This window comes from Arthrobacter sp. J156, assembly GCF_056172865.1.
Window position 1 is genome coordinate 2,965,734 of record NZ_CM149650.1, and the last position, 18,404, is coordinate 2,984,137.

Genomic DNA, 18,404 nt, shown 5'->3' on the forward strand with positions numbered 1-18,404 from the left:
GCGCGTCCCGCCAGTGGCCGCCGTGGGGCCGGGGCGGGAATCCTTGACGTCCGGGTTCCTTAGTGCTTTAGTTAGTTACATGAGTAATGAACCAAGCAACATGGAGGTGTGGTGATGGACGAGTCCAAGCCGATCTTCATCCAGCTTGCGGAGCGCATCGAGGGCGGCATCATCGACGGGACCTACCCGGAGGAGTCCCAGGTCCCGTCGACCAACGAGTTCGCCGCCTTCCTGCGCATCAACCCGGCCACGGCAGGCAAGGGCCTGAACCGCCTAGTCGAGAAGGACATCCTCTACAAGAGAAGGGGGATCGGAATGTTCGTCCGATCCGGAGCACGCGAGAAGCTGGTGCGGCAGCGGCGCCAGGCCTTCAGCGACCAGTACATCGAGCCGCTGCTCGACGAGGCCGCACGGCTCGGGATCGCACCGACCCAGCTCGCCGACATGATCACGAGCGCCGCAGCGCGCCAGCCCCAGGAGGCCACGCCATGACCACAGCACGTCCCGCCCCGGCCATCGAGGTCGCCGGCCTGAACAAGCACTACGGCCGCACGCAGGTCCTCGACGGCGTCGGATTCAGCGTCGCCGAGAACATCATCACCGGCCTGCTCGGCCGCAACGGCGCCGGCAAGACCACCATCATGTCCATCCTCTCCGGACAGGAGCCCAAGTCCTCGGGGACGCTGCGCGTCTTCGGCGCGGAGCCCTTCGAGAACGCCTCCGTCCTCGCACGGATGTGCTTCGTGAGGGAGAACCAGAAGTACCCCGAGGACTTCAAGACGGACCACGTGCTGCGCACCGGGCCGTGGTTCTTCGAGAACTGGAGCGCCGAGCTCGCCGGAGAACTGGTCGAGGCCTTCCGGCTCCCCGTGAAGACCAAGATCAAGAAGCTCTCCCGCGGCCAGCTCTCGGCCGTCGCGATCATCGTCGGCATGGCCTCCCGGGCCCCGCTGACCATCTTCGACGAGCCGTACCTCGGCCTCGACGCCACGGCCCGCGCGATCTTCTACGACCGCCTGCTCAAGGACTACATGGAGCACCCCCGCACCGTGCTGATGTCCACCCACCTGATCGACGAGGCCGCGAACCTCCTCGAACACGTCGTGGTCATCGACCGTGGCCGCAAGGTCCTGGACATGGGCGTCGAGGAGGCCAAGTCCGCGGCGTTCACGCTCTCCGGGCCGGCCGCCGCCGTCGAGGCGGCCACCGCCGGGCGCACCGTGATGCGCACGCAGTCCCTCGGCGGCCTGCGCTCGGCCACCGTCCAGGGCCGTGCGGACGCGCAGGCCCGCTCGCTCGCCGCGGAGCACGGCCTCGAGCTCGGCGGCGTCTCGCTCCAGGACCTCGTCTCGGCCTACGGGCTGCTCGAGGACCCGGCCGCCGCCGCGGCCGTCCCGGGTGCCGTGCCTTCCGGCCGCGGCCCCGGTTCCGACAACGGCCGGGCCCCGCGCCGCGCCGCAAGCACCGAGAACATGGAGGCCCTGCGATGAGCACCGCCACGCTCGCCAGCACCGCCACGGCCGGACGGGCCCACCCGCTGGCCAAGATCGTCAAGCTCCACTTCGTCGACCGCAGCCGCATGATCGACGTCCCGCTCATGATCTTCGCGGGCACCGTCGGCATCTCGATCATCATCATGCTGATCCTGCAGGCGTTCGTCCCGGCGACGCCCGAACAGCTCTCCGAGGGATTCCGCAACAGCCAGGCGGCCCTCTGGTGCTTCGCCGGCTACTTCGTCAACGTCGGGGTCATGGCCTACGCCCGGACCATGCCGTACGCGATGGGCATGGGGGCGACGCGCCGGCAGTACTGGTGGGGGACCACGGTGACCCTCGTGCTGGAATCGCTCTTCCTGGCCCTGGCCATGGTGGCGTTCCTGGCGCTCGAGCGGGCCACGGGCCACTGGTTCACCGGGACGCGGATGTTCGACACGTACGTCGTCGGCAACGGCAACTACTGGTACCTGTTCCTCATGGGCTTCGGGATCTCCTTCTCGATGCTCTTCATCGGCGCCGTGTTCGCCTCGCTGTACCTGCGCTGGAACCAGAAGGGCGTGTTGACGGCCGTCTTCGGCATCGTCGTCGCGATCCTCCTCGCCGTGCTGCTGGTCCTGTGGACGGGCTTCGACCTGATCGCCTGGTTCGGTCCGTTCAGCTTCCCGAAGATCGCCGCCGTCCTCGTCGCGATCGGGCTGCTCGGGGCCGCCGGCAGCTGGCTCGTCCTGCGGCGGGCGCCGGTCGGCCGATGAGCCGGACGACCCTAGAAAATAGTAGGAAGTCCGAGTAAATTGTGGGGCGGGTGGCCGAGGCCACCCGCCCCACAGTCGAAGGAGCCTGCAGCCATGGTCCGTACCCTCACCCACTACATCGGCGGCCAGCACGTCGACGGCGCCTCGGGGAGGTTCGCCGACGTCTACGACCCGGCCACGGGCCAGGTCCAGGCGCGACTGCCGCTGGCCTCGGCCGCGGAATCCGCGGAGGCCGTTGCCGCCGCCGACAAGGCCGCCGCGGACTGGGCGGCCACCAATCCGCAGCGCCGGGCGCGGATCCTGCTGCGCTTCGTGGACCTGGTCAACGAGAACGTCGAGGAGCTCGCCCGCCTGCTCTCGAGCGAACACGGCAAGACGGTCGCCGACGCCAAGGGCGACATCCAGCGCGGGGTCGAGGTCGTGGAGTTCTGCGCCGCGGCGCCGCACCTGCTCAAGGGCGAGTTCTCCGATTCCGCGGGCCCCGGCATCGACGTGCACTCGCTGCGCCAGCCGCTCGGCGTCGTCGCCGGGATCACGCCCTTCAACTTCCCCGCCATGATCCCGCTGTGGAAGGCCGGCCCCGCGATCGCCGCCGGCAACGCCTTTGTGCTCAAGCCCTCGGAGCGGGACCCGTCCGTGCCGCTGCGCCTCGCTGAGCTCTTCACGGAGGCCGGGCTCCCCGACGGGGTGTTCAACGTCCTCAACGGCGACAAGGAGGCCGTCGACGCGCTCATCGCCGACGAGCGCGTGCGGGCCGTGGGATTCGTCGGGTCCACGCCGATCGCCCAGTCCATCTACGCCGCAGCGGCCGCCGCGGGCAAGCGCGCGCAGTGCTTCGGCGGCGCCAAGAACCACATGGTGATCCTCCCGGACGCGGACCTGGATCAGGCCGCGGACGCCCTGATCGGGGCGGCGTTCGGCTCGGCGGGGGAGCGCTGCATGGCCGTCTCCGTCGCGGTTCCGGTGGGCCGGGCGACGGCGGACGCGCTCGTGGAGCGGCTGCGCGAGCGGATCGCCGGGCTCACGGTCGGTCCGGGCACCGACCCGGAGGCCGACTTCGGTCCCGTCGTCGCGGCGTCGGCCCGGGACCGGATCGAGGACTTCATCGAGGAGGGCGTCGAGGAGGGCGCCGAGCTCCTCGTCGACGGCCGCGGGCTGTCCGTTCCCGGTCACGAGGACGGCTTCTGGATCGGCCCGACGCTCTTCGACCACGTCGGGCCCCAGATGAGCATCTACCGGGAGGAGATCTTCGGCCCCGTGCTCTCCGTGGTCCGCGCCGCCGACTACGAGGAGGCACTGCGCCTGCCCAGCGAGCACCGCTACGGCAACGGCGTGGCCGTGTTCACGCGCGACGGCGACGCCGCCCGGGACTTCGCCGCGCGCGTCGACGTCGGCATGGTCGGCGTCAACGTGCCCATCCCCGTCCCGATCGCCTACTACACGTTCGGCGGCTGGAAGGCCTCCGGCTTCGGGGACCTGAACCAGCACGGCCCGGACGCGTTCCGCTTCTACACCAAGACCAAGACGGTCACCACCCGCTGGCCGTCCGGGATCCGCTCCGGGGCCAGCTTCACGATGCCGGAGGGCAGCTGACGTGGTGGACGACGCGGCGAACGCCGCCGGCAACGGGCCGGTGGACCCCGCGGCCCGCATGCCGCAAGCCCCCGGAGCGGTCGGCCCGCGCCGGATCGGCTTCCTGGGACTGGGCCACATGGGGCTGCCGATGGCCGCGAACCTCGTCGCCGCGGGCTACGAGGTGGTGGGCTACGACGTCGTTCCCGCCGCCCTCGACGCCGCGCGCGGGCGGGGGATCCCCGTGGCCGGTAGCGCGGCGGAGGCCGTCGCCGGCGCCGCGGTGGTCCTGACGATGTTCCCGAGCGGGGGGCACCTGCTCGACGCCTACCGGGGTGCCTCGGGAGAGGACGCGGACGACGCCGGGGCCGCGCCTTCGCCGGGCACGGCGCCCGGGCCAGGTGCGGCACCCGGGTCCGGCCCCGGCGTCGGACTCCTGGCCGCGGCAGCACCGGGGACGATGTTCCTGGACTGTTCCACGATCGACGTCGCGCAGGCGCGCGAGGCTGCCGAGCTCGCCGTCGCCGCGGGGCACCGCTCCGTCGACGCGCCCGTGTCCGGCGGGGTCGTCGGCGCGGAGGCCGGGACGCTGACGTTCATGATCGGCGCGCTCGAGGAGGATCTGGAGCTCGTCCGCCCACTCCTGGAGGTCATGGGCGGCCGGCTCGTGCACTGCGGCGGGCACGGGGCCGGGCAGGCCGCGAAGATCTGCAACAACATGATCCTCGGCGTGAGCATGATCGCGGCCTCGGAGGCCTTTGTGCTCGGGGAGAAGCTGGGACTGAGCCACCAGGCGCTCTTCGACGTGGTCTCCACCGCTTCCGGCCAGTGCTGGGCCGTGACGACGAACTGTCCCGTGCCCGGGCCCGTGCCGGCGAGTCCGGCGAACCGCGACTACCAGCCAGGGTTCGCAGGGGCGCTCATGGCCAAGGACCTGGGACTCGCCGTCGCGGCGCTCGAGGCCACGGGCGTCGCCGCGGAGCTCGGGCCGATGGCCGCGGCGATCTACGAGCGCTTCCGCGACGAGGGCGGCGCCGGGCGCGACTTCTCCGGGATCATCACGGACATCCGCGACCGCAGCTGACGCGCCCCGCGCCACACACCCCGCACCTTTCGCGCTCCCGCACGAGCCCGACCCCTCGGCGGCGTCGGGGAACTTGTTGGAAAAAGTCAGTCTTTCGGACCTCTTCCCCGACGCCGTGGGGCGAGGATGACGGGCGGGAGCGGCCGGCGGGCTGGTCAGTCCGAGCAGGTCGAGGGGTCGCTCGGAGCGAAGACGAGTTCCGAGACGTAGAACCCGCCGTCGGCGTGGGGAACCACCTCGACCGTTCCCACGGGCTGCCCGTTCCGCTGCGCCTCGAGCGTCGCGGTGTCCGTCTCGCCGAGCCGTTCCTCGGCCGCGGGGAGGGCCTCCAAGGCGCCTTGGAACAGGTCGACGTAGCGGGTCAGCGGGACCTCGGTCGTGACGGCTTCCCTCGTCCGGATCGCCTCCTCGTACCAGGAGAGGTCGTGCTGGATCGCCTCGGCGCGGCTCGGCCGGGCAGCATCGTCGCTGCGTTCGAGGAAGACCGTGATCCCGCAGTCCCCCCACGCCGACGAAGCGCCGGCCGCGCGGCACGGGCCTTCGGTGGATTCCGCCCCGGGCTGCATCCCGCAGGATCCGAGGGCCAAGAGCGTCGCGACTCCGGCTCCCAGCAGCCCGACATTCCGATGGCCCATGCGACGCCCGCCCTTCACGAGACTCCGCCTGACAGGGTCGATCCGTCTGGCGGCTTGGGGATCATGCTAGCCCCGGACCCCGGACCCCGGACCCCGGACCCCGGACCCCGGACCCCGGACCCCGGACCCCGGACCCCGGATCCCGGAACCTAGACCCTGGTCGTGTCGGGGAAGGTGTTGGAATGAGGCGCCTTTTCGGACCTTCTCCCCGACATCGTCGGAAGGGGCCTTCGGGTGATGGGGTGGTGAGCGCCGGTCAGCGCCACCAGGTGTCGAAGATCGTCACCGGGACGGTGCGCTTGTGCCGGGTCCGCAGGTACTTCTGCTCGATCACGGCCGCGGCCTCGTCGGAGACCTCCCGGCCCTCGAGGTAGTCGTCGATGTCGTCGTAGCCGATCCCTAGTTCGTCCTCGTCGGTCCGGCCGGGCTGCCCGTCGAGCAGGTCGGCGGTGGGGACCTTCCGCCACACGGCCTCTGGAGCCCCGAGGTGCTGCAGCAGCTGGCGGTTCTGGCGCTTGTCCAGCCCGAACAGCGGCAGCACGTCGGCCCCGCCGTCGCCGAACTTCGTGAAGAATCCGGTCACGGACTCGGCCCCGTGGTCCGTGCCGATGACGAGCAGGTTGCGCTCGCCGGCCAGCGCGTACTGGGCCGTCATGCGCAGGCGGGCCTTGACGTTACCCTTGTTGAAGTCGGAGATCGGGCGCCCCGTCGTCGCGGCGAACTCGGACTCGAGCCCGTCGACGCCGGCCTGGATGTTGAAGGTCCACTCGGTCTTGGCCCCGATGAACTCCATGGCTGCCTGCGCGTCGGCCTCGTCGTGCTGCTCCCCGTAGGGCAGGCGCACGGCCACGAAGTCCACCTCGATGCCCTCGGCGGCGAGCTCCTCGACGGCGAGCTGCGCGAGCCGCCCGGCCAGCGTCGAGTCGATCCCCCCGGAGATCCCGAGCACGAACCCGGCGGTCCCGGTGGCGGCGAGGTAGTCCTTGAGGAACGCCACGCGCCGGGCCACCTCCCCGGCGGGGTCGATCTCCGGCTTGACGCCCATGTCCTCGATGATGGCGGCCTGCAGTTCACGCATGGCGCCAGCTTACCGGGGCCATGTTTCGGCCCGGTTGCGTGGCGCGGGGTGCGGCGCCCGTTCCCGCAGCCCGGGACATGCCCGCCCGGTTCATTCCCTGTTCAGCGCGAGTCTGCTTGGATGGGGTGAAGTGGAGCCGAACCGACCCCCGCGACGAAAGAAGCAGGTCATGGACACCATCCGGCCCGAGCATCCCCGCCCGGAGCACTTCCTGCTGCACCTGAGCGACACGCACCTCGTCGGGGGCGGCGTCCCGTTGGCGGGCACCCTGGATTCGGAGGCGAGGCTTCGCCGCATCCTCGACGAGCTCGAGGCCTCGGGCGCCCGCCCGGAGGCGCTCGTCTTCACGGGGGACCTCGCGGACAAGGGCGAGCCGACGGCGTATGCGCGGCTACGCGCCGTCGTCGAACCCGCGGCCGAACGCCTTGGCGCCCGGGTGATCTGGGCGATGGGCAACCACGACGACCGGGCGAACCTGCGCGAGTGCCTCCTCGACGAGGGCCGCGATTCCGCGCCGCTGGACCGCGTGTACTGGCTCGGGGGCCTGCGCGTCATCACCCTGGACACCACGGTGCCCGGCGCGCATCACGGCGCCCTGAGCACGGTCCAGCTGGAGTGGCTCGCGGACGCCCTCGCGACGCCGGCGCCGGAGGGCACGCTCCTGGCCTTGCACCATCCGCCGGTGCCGAGCGTGCAGCCGCTCGCGATCCTCGTGGAGCTGCGCGGGCAGGCGGCGCTCGCCGAGGTGCTGCGGGGGAGCGACGTGCGGGCGATCCTCGGCGGGCACCTGCACTATTCGACGCATTCGACGTTCGCGGGGATCCCCGTCTCGGTCGCCTCGGCCACGTGCTACACCCAGGACCTCGCGGGCCCCCTGGACGCGTCGACCGGGATCCGGGGCACGCGCGGGCGCGACGCGGCGCAGGCCTACAACCTGGTCCACGTCTACCGGGACGCGGTCGTCCATTCGGTCGTGCCGGCAGCCGGCGGCGCGCTGGTGGGGCAGGAGCATTCCCCGCGGGACGTCGCCCGGATCCTCGCCGAGCACGGGATCCAGTACGACGCCGGGGCCCAGCTCACGTCGTAGTCCCGCCGCCCGCGGGGCTGCCGGGGACGACGGACGTCGGCTGCGTGTTCACGGGGGCGAGTGCCAGGACCACGAGGGCGGCCGCGATGATGCCGAGCCCGGTCCAGCCGGCCGCTCCGAGGCGTTCGCCGACGACGATCACGGCGAGGACCGCGGCCACGGCGGGCTCGCCGAGGGTGACGGTCGTGGCCGTGCTCGCCGCGACGCGCTGGAGCCCGTAGCCGAACAGCAGGTAGCCCAGGAACATGGGCACGAGCGCCATGTAAGCGGCCACGGCGAACGACTGCGGCTCGGCCAGCAGGGGAGCGCCCGTGGCGAGCAGGACGGGCATGAGCAGCAGCCCGCCGCTGCCGAACACCGAGCCCATGGCGGCCGCCCGGCCGATGCCGGCGTCGAGCAGGCGGCGCACGCACCACGAGTAGCAGGCGTACGTCGCACCGGCGACGAGCCCGAGCGCGATGCCGGCCAGGGCGGGCAGCGCGTCCGCGGGGTCGCCGGCCATCTTCGACGCGCACAGCAGCGCGCTGCCGGCGACGCCGAGCCCCGCGGCGAGCACCCACCAGCGGCTCACCGGCGCCCGTTGGACGAGCCACTCGAGCACGCCCGAGGCAAGCGGCGCCGAGGCGAGCGAGACCACCGTGCCGAGGGCCACTCCGGCCAGGTGCATGGAGCTGTAGAAGGCCAGGGGGTAGACGGCCACGGCCACGGCGCCGACCGCGACGAGGCGCCGGTTCTCCCGAAGCCGTCCGCGGGCGGCGCGGAGCGCGGGCAGGGCGATGAGCGCCTGCAGGAGCCCGCCGATGCCGAGGGCCGCCGCGCCGATCGCGAGCGGTCCGGCGTCCGGGGCGAACGTCGCGGCCGTTCCCGTGGTGCCCCACAGGACCGAGGTGGCCGAGATCGCGGCGAGGGCGGCCAGACGCTCGCGGTTCACGCCGCGTCCACGAGAGCGCCGGCGATCTCCCGTGCGCGGATCAGGCGTTCCGCGGTGCCCTCCAGCCCCGAGCGGGCGACAGCCCCCTCGAGGAGGAAGGCCAACTGCTCCGCCAGGGCCGCCCCGCGAGCGGCGCCGAGCGGCCCGGTGAGGGCGTCGGTCAGGACTTCCTCGACCTCTTCCTTGTGGCGACGGACGGCGGCCCGGCCGGGTGAGCCGGCCGGGAGCTCGGCGGCCGCGTTGAGCAGTCCGCACCCCCGGAATCCCTGGGCGTAGGCGGACTCGGCGTGGTCGATGTAGGCGTCGAAGACCGCCAGCACGCGCCCCCGCGCCGTCGTCGCGTCCCGCAGCCGTGCCTCGTAGAGCCCCAGCCACTCCCGGTGCCGCTCGGTGAGGTAGGCGAGCACGAGTTCGTCCTTCGATGAGAAGTTGTTGTAGAGGCTCTTGCGGGCCACCCCCGCGCGGGCGGTGATCGAGTCGATGCCGCTCGCCGCGACGCCGTTCGCGTAGAAGAGCTCCGCGGCCGCGGCCAACAACCTGTCGCGGGCCGGGCGTTCCCGGGGTGATGACGTCGACATGGCACCTCCTGAATGAGTAGATAGACCAGTCTACCTACTCTAGGTGCCTCCTGGGGCCTCGCGTCGTTCCCACGGGGCCGGGATGGGGAAGTAGCGCTCGAGGAAGCCGACGACGCGCTCCTGCCGCTCCCTGGCCCCGACCTCCGGGAAGCTGCCGTCGTTGAGGCAGAAGAAGTCCTGGTTGCGCTTGCGCAGGAGCTTGCCGAGGGAGTCCAGCCCCGAGTACATCGTGGTGTCGACGTACTTCACCTTGGCGCCGACCTTTGTCACGGCCCGCCCCGTGAGCAGCGCGTAGTAGTGGTAGAGCGAGTTCGTGACGGAGATGTTGTCCTTGGCCCGGAAGCGGCTCGCGGCCGTCGCGGCGAACTCCGCCGCGAACACCTCCTCCATCTCCAGCAGCACGCTGCGCCGCAGCGGCGCGGCCGTGTGCTCGAGGTGGCGCGTGGTGATCCGGCCGAAGCGGTCGTGCAGGAGCCGCCGGTTCACGCGCGCCGCGTTCTCGAAGCCCGAGCGGTCCAGGTGGTTGTCCCCGAGCCCGATCCGCGTCCCGGCCTCCACGAACTTGGTGATCCCGCCGGGGGAGAAGAACATGTCGGGGCCGAGCGGGCGGCCGAAGAACATGTCGTCGTTGGAATACAGGAAGTGCTCGGAGAGGCCCGCGACGTGCTGCAGCTGCGCCTCGACGGCCTGCGAGTTGAACGTCGGCAGCACGGACGGGTCCTTGAAGTGGTCCGCGGCCCGCACCACCGTGATCCCCGGGTGCTCCGGATCCAGCCACGCGGGCGGCTCCGAGTCCGTGCAGATGAAGATGTGCCGGATCCACGGGGCGAACATGTGCACGCTGCGCAGCGCGTACTTGAGCTCGTCGATCTGGCGGTAGCGCGCCTCGGCGTCGTCGCCCTCGCCCACCACGGCGTGCTCCATGAAGGAGGCGCGGTAGCGCTGGAATCCGGGGTTGTTGCCGTCGACCCACGAGAAGACGATGTCGATCGGGAAGTCGATGTCCGTGGCGTGGTCCGCGAACATGTTCTCGATGGTCGGCCACTCGAGCCCGAAGCGCTTGACGGTGCCGCGCACGACCTCGCCGGCCGGGACCGTGGCCCGGGTCAGCGAGTTCTCGATCGGCAGCTGCAGGTTCCCGTCGTCGTCCCACTTCCACAGCTCGATCTGCACGCCCGTGCCCTGCCCGTAGTGCAGGTGGCCCTCGGTGTCGATCCGCGGGCGGTAGAGGCGGAACATCCGGGCCTTGGTGCTCGTGGCCAGCTGGCCGTCCGCGACGAGGAGGGCCTTGTCCTTGCGCGCGTCGACGGTGAGCGAGTAGAAGGGCTCGTCCTGGAAGGCCTCGACGAGCGCCGAGCGGAGCTTCTTCCGCAGCTCCCAGCCCACCGCGATCACGGGGCGGGCGTCGTTGCCGCGGACCAGGAGGTAGGCGATGCCCGCGTCCTCGAGCACCGAGCGGACGGCGAGGAGGTCGGCCACCATCGCCTCGTGCGGCGTCATGTCCCGGTGGACGACGGCGAAGCGTCCCTTCGCGCGCACGACGTCCTCCCGTCCGGCGAACCGGGCGCTCGCCGCGGCGGAGGTGACCTCGCGGACCGGCGCCGGCCCCCCGTCCGGTTCGGGGGCGGCATGGTAGACCTCGCCCGGGGTGACGGCCTCCCCGGCGATGCCTGCGGACACCTAGGCGTCCCGTCCGGCGTCGGACGCGGATCCCGGGGCGGTGCCGGACGGATCGTCCCAGCCGAGGTTCAGGGCCATGCGGCGCAGCGAGGCGACCGTCGTGGCGTAGTCCTCCTCGCTGATGCCCGCGCTGGACTCCTCCCGCATGGCATCGACGATCGCGGTGAGGCGGTCCAGGCTCGTGGCCCCGCGCTCGGTGAGGGTGAACGTGCTGCCCTGCTCGGCGACCCAGCCGGACTCGACGAGCTCGGCGAGGTGCTCCGACGGGCTCGACGGCTCGCCGTCGGGCGCCGGTTCCCCGAAGAACGGGGCGAGCGCGGCCGTGAGCTCGCCGCCCGAGGCCGGGCCGCGGGAGAGCACGTTGAGCAGCTGCCATTGGCGCCGCGTCACGCCGTGCTCCTCGAGGGAGACGGTGAACTGCTCCGAGATGAGCGAATCCACCAGCTTGAGCCAGTATCCGAGGGGTCGCTGAGCGTTCATGCCCCCAGACTATCCCCGGCCCGCCCGGCTGTCTCGGGACACTAGAATCGTGACCATGACTTCCGCGCCCGACGCCCGCTCCCGCCTGCTCGAACTCATCACCGAACTCGCCGTGGTCCGCGGCAAGGTGGTCCTCTCCTCCGGCAAGGAGGCCGACTACTACATCGACCTGCGCCGCGTGACACTGCACCACGAGGCGTCCCCGCTCGTCGGCGAGGTCATGCTGGGCCTGCTGGACGACGCCGGGATCTCCTTCGAGTCCGCCGGCGGGCTGACGATGGGCGCCGACCCCGTCGGGACCGCGCTCATGCACTCGGCCGGCGCCGCCGGGCGGACGGTCGACGCGTTCGTGGTGCGCAAGGCGCAGAAGTCCTACGGCATGGGCCGCCAGGTCGAGGGCCCCTCCGTCGAGGGGCGCGACGTCGTCGTCCTCGAGGACACCTCCACGACGGGCGGCTCCGCGCTCACGGCCGTCGAGGGCGTGCGCAAGGCCGGCGGCAACGTCGTCGCCGTCGCCGTGATCGTGGACCGGGACACGGGCGCCAAGGAGCGCATCGAGTCCGAGGCCGGCGTCCCATACCTCTACGCGTTCGGCCTGGACGAGCTGGGGCTCTAGAACTCCTCGAGCAGTTCCGCCACGGAGGGGAAGGTGGCGTCCGGGCGGAACGGGAACGTCTCGACGTCGCCGGGCTGCGTGATGCCCGTGTGCACCAGGACCGTGAAGAGCCCGGCCTCCATGCCCGCGACGATGTCGGTGTCCATGCGGTCCCCGATCATCGCCGTCGTCTCCGAATGCGCCTCGATCCGGTTCAACGCCGAGCGGAACATCATCGGGTTCGGCTTGCCCACGATGTAGGGCTGGCGGTTCGTCGCCGCCGTGATGAGCGCGGCGACGGCCCCTGTCGCCGGGAGCGGCCCCTCGGCCGAGGGCCCCGTGGCGTCGGGATTGGTCGCGATGAAACGCGCCCCGCCCTCGATGAGCCGGATCGCCCGCGTGATGGCCTCGAAGGAGTAGGTGCGCGTCTCGCCGAGGACCACGTAGTCCGGATCCTGGTCGGTGAGGATGAAGCCGGCCTCGTGCAGCGCCGTCGTCAGCCCCGCTTCGCCGATCACGAAGGCGCGCCCGCCCGGCAGCTGCCGCTTCAGGAACTCGGCCGTGGCCAGGGCCGAGGTCCAGATGTTCTCCTCCGGCAGGTGCAGCCCGGACGAGGCGAGCCGGGCCTGCAGGTCCCGCGGGGTGAAGATCGAGTTGTTCGTCAGCACCAGGAACCGCTTGGACGTGTCCACCCAGCGTTGGATCAGCTCCGCGGCGCCGGGGATCGGCCGGTTCTCGTGGACCAGCACCCCGTCCATGTCCGTCAGCCAGCATTCGATGTCCCGGGGTGTGCGCTGTCCGCTCATGGCGTCCTTTCGGTGGAGGATCCGATGCTGCCAGTCTTCCACCCCGGCGCCGTGACCGCGACGCCGGGGTCGGCGCCGCGGTCGCCCCGGACGCGGAGGCCGGTGCTACGGCATCAGGCCCAGCACGCCCGGAAGCCACAGCGAGAGCTGCGGGACGAACGCCACCACGAACAGCATCGCGATCAGTGCGATGAAGAACGGGACGAGCGCTCGGATGACGGGCTCGACGCGCAGGTTCGCGATCCGTGCGCCCACGAACAGGACGTTGCCGACGGGCGGGGTGATGGTGCCCAGGCAGAGGTTGAACGTGACCATGATGCCGAAGTGGATCGGGTCGACGCCGAACTCGGTGACGATCGGCAGGAAGATCGGGACGAAGATCAGGATCGCCGGCGTCGGATCCATGAACGTGCCGATGAGCAGCAGCGTGATCATGATGAGGATCAGGATCACCGACGGGTTGTCCGTCAGCCCCAGCAGCGCCGAGGAGATCGCGGCCGGGATGCCGGAGAACGCCATGACCCAGGCCATGATCGTCGAGACGCCGACGAGCAGCATGACGACGGCGGTCGTGCGGGTCGTGTTGAGGATGATCCCCGGCAGGTCGCGGACCCTGATGGCCCGGTAGGCGAAGGCCAGGACCAGGCAGTAGACGACGGCGATGGCCGCCGACTCGGTCGGCGTGAAGATCCCGGCCAAGATGCCGCCGATGACGACGACGATCATGAGGATCGAGGGCACGGCCCGCCACAGGGTCGTCAGGGCCACGCGCAGTGGCACTGACTCGTTCACGCCGGTGCCGGGGCGCTTGCGGACGTAGAGGTAGACCACCGCCATGCAGGCCACGGCCCAGAGGATCCCGGGGATGTAGCCGGCGACGAAGAGCGTCGCGATCGACGTGCTCGAGACGAGCGAGTAGACGATGAGCGTGTTGCTCGGCGGGAGCAGCATGCCGGAGGGCGCGGAGGCCACGTTGACGGCGGCGGAGAAGTCGCGGTCGTAGCCCTCCTTGGCCTGGCGCGGGCCGATCACGCCGCCGACGGCCGCGGCGGAGGCCACAGCGGCGCCGGAGACGGAACCGAAGAGGGCGTTGGCGACGACGTTCGTCTGCGCGAGCGAGCCCGGCATGCGCCCCACGAGCACCTTGGCGGCATCGATGAGGCGGGCGGCGATCCCGCCGTTGTTCATGAGCACGCCGGCGAGAATGAAGAACGGGATGGCCAGGAGGGCGAACGAGTTCACGCCCGTGAAGAGCCTCTGGGCCGCGACGAACGAGGCCTTCTCGAGGCCGATGACGGCCGCGACGGCGACGAACGCGGAGAAGCCGACGGCGACGGCGATCGGCACGCGGGCCAGGAGGAGGACGGCGATGCCGACGATCAGGACGATGCCTGCGACGAGTGCGGGATCCATGCTCACACCGCCTCCCGGATCTCTTCGCCGTCGTCCGGCAGGCCGCGCCCGCGGAGCGCCTCGACGAGGTGCAAGAGCGAGTACAGCATCGTGATGGCGCCGGAGACCGGCAGGGCCAGGTACATCATCCCGACGCTCACGGGCAGGCCCGAGACCTTCTGCGTCCACGTCAGGTCCACGCCGCGCAGCCCGCCCCAGAAGAGCACGAGCGCCGCGAAGGCGAACACGATCCCGTTCACGGCGGCCTCGAGCCACCGCTTGTCGTTGACGCCGAGGATCCGGGTCATGAAGTCCACCGCGATGTGCTCCTTCTCGGAGAACACCCAGGCGGCGCCGAAGAGGGCGAGCCAGACGAACAGGTACTGGGCGACGGAGGTGGTCCATGTCGCGGGGGCGTTGAGGACCTGGCGGCTGAAGACCTGCCAGACGACGACGGCCACGAGGGAGGTGAACAGGACGATGCACAGCCACTTCAGGGCGGTGTCGAGGACGTTCTTGACGGTGCTCACCGGGCGGCCTCCTGGATGGCGTCGAACAGTTCGCGGTCCGCGGTCCCGCGCAGGGCGGATTCGACGACGGGGGCCAGGGCCTCGGCGAATGCCTCCTCGTCGACCTCGTTGAAGACGGTTCCGCGGGACTCGGCGCGCGCGATCGCCGCCTCGGTCTCCTGCTTCCACAGCTCGGTGTGCTCGGTGACGGTCTCGTCCCAGGCGCGGTCGAAGACCTCTCGATCCCGGGCCGCCATGCCGTGGTAGGTGTCGGCGTTGACGAGCATGTAGTCCAGGCCCACGAGGTGCCGGGTCAGGGCCACGTGCTGGGCGGCCTCGTTGTGGTTCTGCGTGACGTAGGAGATCTCGTTGTTCTCGGCCCCGTCGAGGACCCCGGACTGCAGCGCCGTGTAGACCTCGCCGTAGGACATCGGCGTGGCGGAGGCGCCCATCGCGTTGACCATCGAGATGTGGACGTCGGACTCCTGGACGCGGACCTTCTGGCCGCGCAGATCGGCGGGCGTGGTCACGGGGCCGCGGACCGTGTAGAGGTTGCGGTCGCCCTGGGTGAGGCCGCCGAGCACGGTCAGGTTCTTCTCCGGCTCGAGCGAGCCGAACAGCTCGCCGACGATGTCCCGGTCCCGCAGGACGGACATCTGGTGGTCGATGCCCTCGAACACGGTCGGCAGGTTCAGCACGCCGAACTCGGGGTTCAGGTTCTCGAGCTGCGTACCGGACGCCACGGCCATGTCGACGGAGCCGTCGCTCACGAGCTGGACGACTTCCTGCTGCGCGCCGAGCGTCTCGTTCGGGTAGACCTTGATGTCCCAGCGGCCGCCCGTGGCCTCGGCGAGGCGCTCGCCGAACGACGTCAGCGCCACGTAGGACGGGTGGGACTCGGACTGGTTGAGGGAGAGGATCAGCGTCTTGCCGTCCTCCGGGGTGCCGGAGACGCCGGCCGAGCACGCGGTCAGTGCGAGCGCGGCCGCCGTGAGCGCGGCGGAGGCGCGCAGAAGGGTGGATCTCATGGTGTGTGGTGCTGCTTTCCGGCCGGTGGTCCTCGACCCCGCGCGCCCCGTGCCGGGGCGACCGGCCCCGTTGGCGGTACTGAAGCATGATGCCCATGCCGCGCCGCCGGAAGCGAGCGGTTGCCATCAGTTGCCATCGGCAACGGCGGCGTCTCGGGGGTGTCGTCCGGGCTGCCGATGCACCAAGATGGAGTCCATGCCCCCACCTGGTGAGACCCCGAAGCCGGCGACGATCTACGACGTCGCGCGCCTGGCCGGCGTCTCGGCGTCGACGGTCTCGCGGGCGTTCGCCCGCCCGGGCCGGGTCAGCTTCGCCACCGCCGAGCGGATCCGCCAGGTCGCCGCCGAGCTGGGCTACCGCTCGGTCGACATGCGCCGCCCCATGGCCGAGGGGCGGCAGCGCCATGGCACGATCGCCCTGGTCATCGCCGACATCTCCAATCCCGTGTTCATCGACATGATCCGCGGCGCGGAGGAGGAGGCGGCGAAGAACAACTACACCATGCTCCTGGCGCACACGCGCGAGTCCGGGATCGTCGAGCGCGAGGCGATCGAGCGGGTCATGGACATCGTCGACGGGATCCTGCTGAGCAGCTCGCGCATGTCCGACGCCGCGATCCGGGCCATGGCCAAGCAGAAGCCCACGCTCGTGATGAACCGCGGTGTCAGCGGCGTCGGCGGGGTGGTCACCGACAACGCCCGCGGGATGCGACGCGCGCTCGAGCACCTCGGCGAGCTGGGCCACCACGAACTGACCTACCTCGCCGGCCCGGAGGCCTCGTGGGCCCACGGGATGCGCTGGCGGGCCCTCAAGGAGGGTGCCCTGGAGCTGGGCCTGAAGGTGTCCATGGTCCAGTGCCCCGCCCCGACGCGCGAAGGCGGGGAGTCGGTGGCCGGGCAGGTCCTCGCCACGGGGACGACGGCGGTGCTCGGCTACAACGACCAGCTCGCCATCGGCTTCATGCGCCGCGCGCAGGCGAGCGGCTACGACGTCCCGGGGGACATCAGCGTCGTGGGCTTCGACAACTCACCGGTCGCCGAGCTGATCACGCCCGGGCTGACGAGCGTGGCCGCGCCCCTGCACGCGCTCGGCGCGGCCGCCGTGCGGAACCTCCTGGTGCTCTCCCACGGGACGGTGCAGGTTCCGGAGCGCCCCGTGGTGCTGCCGACGCGGCTCGTGGTGCGCCGCTCGACGGGTCCGGCCCGCGCCTGACGGACGGCCCGGAGAGGTGTGATGCAACTCATGGCAACTAGTTGCCGTCGCCCCTCCGCGCTCCGGACGATGGATGCATGCCATCCTCGATCGCGAACCATCCCGACCGCCTCCTGCCCGCGGATCCCGGCGTCCGGGAGATCGCCCGCCGACTCCACGCCGCCGTGGAGGAGCTGCCCATCATCTCCCCCCACGGCCACGTCGAGGCCTCCGTCATCGCCGACGACGCCGCGTTCCCCGACCCCACGGCGATGCTCATCAGCCCGGACCACTACGTCACCCGCGTGATGCACGCCGCCGGCGTGCCGCTCGAGGCGCTCCGCGTGGGCGGCACCGACGGCGCGACGCCGCGCGAGGCCTGGCGGACGTTCTGCCGCCACTGGCCGCTCTACGACGGCACGGCGTCCGGGTACTGGCTGCGCCAGGAGTTCGTCGAGGTCTTCGGCATCGACGACGAGGACATCCGCGAGGAGACGGCCGACGCCGTCTACGACGCGCTCGAGGCGAAGATCGCCGAGCCCGGGTTCCGCCCCCGCGCCCTCATGGAGCAGTTCAAGATCGAGGTCCTGGCCACGACCGACGACCCGCTCGCCGACCTCGCCGCCCACGACGCGCTCGCCGCCGACGACTCCTTCGCCCCCCGCGTCCTGCCGACCTTCCGCCCCGACGCCTACACGAAGTTCTGGGTCGACGGCTTCGCCTCTAACGCCGACCGGCTCATCCAGGCCGCGGGCGGCGGCGCCACCGGCTACGACGGCTACCTCGCCGCGATGGCGGCCCGCCGCCGCTACTTCGCCGAGCACGGGGGGGTCTCCTCCGACCACGGCACGCACAACGCGGACACCCTCAAGCTGGACCGCGCGGAAGCCGCCGCGCTCTTCGAGAAGGGCCTCGCCGGGACGGCCACCTTCGCCGAGGGCCTCGCGTTCGAGGCGCACATGATGTACCAGCAGGCCGCGATGGCCGTCGACGACGGCCTCGTGATGACCATGCATGCGGGCGTGCACCGCAACACGCACCCGGGCACGCTCGGCCGCTTCGGCCCCGACACGGGCCACGACATCCCCTTCGGCGTGGACTTCTCCACCGGCCTGCGCCCGCTCCTGGCCGACTTCGGCACGGCCGAGGGCTTCCACTTCATCCCGTTCACGATCGACGAGACCGTGTTCTCCCGCGAGATCGCCCCGCTCGCCGGCTTCTACCCGGCGGTGTTCATCGGCGCCCCGTGGTGGTTCCTGGACGCCCCGGACGCGATGCTGCGCTTCCGCGCCGCCGTGACGGAGACCGCCGGCTTCGCACGCTCCTCCGGCTTCATCGACGACACCCGCGCCTTCTGCTCCATCCCCGCCCGGCACGACGCCTCCCGCCGCGTCGAGGCCGCGTTCCTGGCCCGGCTCGTCGCCGAGCACCGGATCACGGAGGAACGCGCCGCCGAAGTCGTCGTCGACCTCGTTGACGGCGCCCCGCGACGGGCGTTCAAGCTGTGAG

The 18,404-nt window shown here is 71.4% G+C and carries 19 protein-coding genes; 9 read left to right on the plus strand and 10 right to left on the minus strand.

Annotated features, from left to right (window positions below):
- The first annotated feature begins 111 nt into the window (after positions 1-111).
- The 5 genes from AC0QR5_RS13705 (at position 112) to AC0QR5_RS13725 (ending at position 4,904) form a co-directional block, all read left to right on the plus strand.
- Positions 112-492 carry a GntR family transcriptional regulator gene (locus tag AC0QR5_RS13705; protein WP_329862380.1) on the plus strand — a complete coding sequence of 127 codons (381 nt, stop codon included), beginning with the start codon at positions 112-114 and terminating at the stop codon, positions 490-492.
- On the plus strand, positions 489-1,490 hold the full coding sequence (locus AC0QR5_RS13710; protein ID WP_329862378.1) for an ABC transporter ATP-binding protein: 1,002 nt from the start codon (positions 489-491) through the stop codon (positions 1,488-1,490). Before AC0QR5_RS13705 ends, AC0QR5_RS13710 begins: the two co-directional genes overlap by 4 nt.
- On the plus strand, positions 1,487-2,248 hold the full coding sequence (locus AC0QR5_RS13715) for a hypothetical protein (protein ID WP_329862376.1): 762 nt from the start codon (positions 1,487-1,489) through the stop codon (positions 2,246-2,248). Before AC0QR5_RS13710 ends, AC0QR5_RS13715 begins: the two co-directional genes overlap by 4 nt.
- Before the next feature lie 93 nt (positions 2,249-2,341).
- Positions 2,342-3,841 carry a CoA-acylating methylmalonate-semialdehyde dehydrogenase gene (locus tag AC0QR5_RS13720; RefSeq protein WP_329862367.1) on the plus strand — a complete coding sequence of 500 codons (1,500 nt, stop codon included), beginning with the start codon at positions 2,342-2,344 and terminating at the stop codon, positions 3,839-3,841.
- Between the two features lie 58 nt (positions 3,842-3,899).
- Positions 3,900-4,904 carry an NAD(P)-binding domain-containing protein gene (locus tag AC0QR5_RS13725; protein WP_329862373.1) on the plus strand — a complete coding sequence of 335 codons (1,005 nt, stop codon included), beginning with the start codon at positions 3,900-3,902 and terminating at the stop codon, positions 4,902-4,904.
- A 155-nt stretch (positions 4,905-5,059) separates the two neighbouring features.
- Here AC0QR5_RS13725 and AC0QR5_RS13730 read toward each other — a convergent pair whose 3' ends face one another.
- On the minus strand, positions 5,060-5,539 hold the full coding sequence (locus AC0QR5_RS13730) for a hypothetical protein (RefSeq protein ID WP_329862365.1): 480 nt from the start codon (positions 5,537-5,539) through the stop codon (positions 5,060-5,062).
- A gap of 256 nt (positions 5,540-5,795) precedes the next feature.
- Positions 5,796-6,617 (minus strand): ammonia-dependent NAD(+) synthetase, encoded by an 822-nt coding sequence (gene nadE / locus AC0QR5_RS13735; RefSeq protein WP_329862363.1) that lies wholly within the window; start codon positions 6,615-6,617, stop codon positions 5,796-5,798.
- A gap of 169 nt (positions 6,618-6,786) precedes the next feature.
- On the opposite strand from nadE, the gene AC0QR5_RS13740 reads away from it, so the two are divergent.
- Positions 6,787-7,704, plus strand: coding sequence for a phosphodiesterase (locus AC0QR5_RS13740; RefSeq protein WP_329862361.1), 918 nt, complete (start codon positions 6,787-6,789; stop codon positions 7,702-7,704).
- On the opposite strand, the gene AC0QR5_RS13745 is transcribed toward AC0QR5_RS13740, so the two are convergent.
- Genes AC0QR5_RS13745 through AC0QR5_RS13760 form a run of 4 tightly spaced genes read right to left on the minus strand, consistent with a single transcriptional unit; the run spans position 7,694 to position 11,373 of the window.
- Positions 7,694-8,635, minus strand: a complete 942-nt coding sequence (locus AC0QR5_RS13745; protein ID WP_329862359.1) for a DMT family transporter — start codon at positions 8,633-8,635, stop codon at positions 7,694-7,696. The two genes, AC0QR5_RS13740 and AC0QR5_RS13745, sit on opposite strands and share 11 nt — an antisense overlap.
- Positions 8,632-9,213, minus strand: a complete 582-nt coding sequence (locus AC0QR5_RS13750) for a TetR/AcrR family transcriptional regulator (protein WP_329862357.1) — start codon at positions 9,211-9,213, stop codon at positions 8,632-8,634. The genes AC0QR5_RS13745 and AC0QR5_RS13750 overlap by 4 nt, the downstream gene beginning before the upstream one ends.
- Before the next feature lie 39 nt (positions 9,214-9,252).
- Complete coding sequence (locus tag AC0QR5_RS13755) at positions 9,253-10,893, minus strand: stealth conserved region 3 domain-containing protein (RefSeq protein WP_430633445.1); 1,641 nt, start codon at positions 10,891-10,893, stop codon at positions 9,253-9,255.
- Entirely contained in the window at positions 10,894-11,373 is a 480-nt protein-coding gene (locus tag AC0QR5_RS13760; protein WP_329862355.1) for a MarR family winged helix-turn-helix transcriptional regulator, read from the minus strand.
- A gap of 55 nt (positions 11,374-11,428) precedes the next feature.
- On the opposite strand from AC0QR5_RS13760, the gene pyrE reads away from it, so the two are divergent.
- Positions 11,429-11,989: an orotate phosphoribosyltransferase gene (gene pyrE / locus AC0QR5_RS13765; protein ID WP_329862353.1), complete on the plus strand. Its 561-nt coding sequence runs from the start codon at positions 11,429-11,431 to the stop codon at positions 11,987-11,989.
- Here the strand turns inward: pyrE and AC0QR5_RS13770 are convergent.
- The 4 genes from AC0QR5_RS13770 to AC0QR5_RS13785 all read right to left on the minus strand — a co-directional run bounded on the left by AC0QR5_RS13770 (position 11,986) and on the right by AC0QR5_RS13785 (position 15,703).
- Positions 11,986-12,774, minus strand: a complete 789-nt coding sequence (locus tag AC0QR5_RS13770; protein ID WP_329862351.1) for an HAD-IIA family hydrolase — start codon at positions 12,772-12,774, stop codon at positions 11,986-11,988. The genes pyrE and AC0QR5_RS13770 overlap by 4 nt on opposite strands.
- Before the next feature lie 105 nt (positions 12,775-12,879).
- The gene (locus AC0QR5_RS13775; protein WP_329862349.1) at positions 12,880-14,187 is read right to left on the minus strand and encodes a TRAP transporter large permease; all 1,308 of its coding nucleotides are present in this window, start codon (positions 14,185-14,187) and stop codon (positions 12,880-12,882) included.
- A gap of 2 nt (positions 14,188-14,189) precedes the next feature.
- The gene (locus tag AC0QR5_RS13780) at positions 14,190-14,696 is read right to left on the minus strand and encodes a TRAP transporter small permease (protein ID WP_329862347.1); all 507 of its coding nucleotides are present in this window, start codon (positions 14,694-14,696) and stop codon (positions 14,190-14,192) included.
- Entirely contained in the window at positions 14,693-15,703 is a 1,011-nt protein-coding gene (locus AC0QR5_RS13785) for a TRAP transporter substrate-binding protein (protein WP_329862345.1), read from the minus strand. Before AC0QR5_RS13785 ends, AC0QR5_RS13780 begins: the two co-directional genes overlap by 4 nt.
- A 196-nt stretch (positions 15,704-15,899) precedes the next feature.
- Here AC0QR5_RS13785 and AC0QR5_RS13790 point away from each other — a divergent pair, with 196 nt between their 5' ends.
- On the plus strand, positions 15,900-16,916 hold the full coding sequence (locus AC0QR5_RS13790) for a LacI family DNA-binding transcriptional regulator (protein WP_329862343.1): 1,017 nt from the start codon (positions 15,900-15,902) through the stop codon (positions 16,914-16,916).
- A 77-nt stretch (positions 16,917-16,993) separates the two neighbouring features.
- Positions 16,994-18,403, plus strand: coding sequence for a glucuronate isomerase (gene uxaC, locus AC0QR5_RS13795; RefSeq protein ID WP_329862341.1), 1,410 nt, complete (start codon positions 16,994-16,996; stop codon positions 18,401-18,403).
- Position 18,404: the final 1 nt, after the last annotated feature.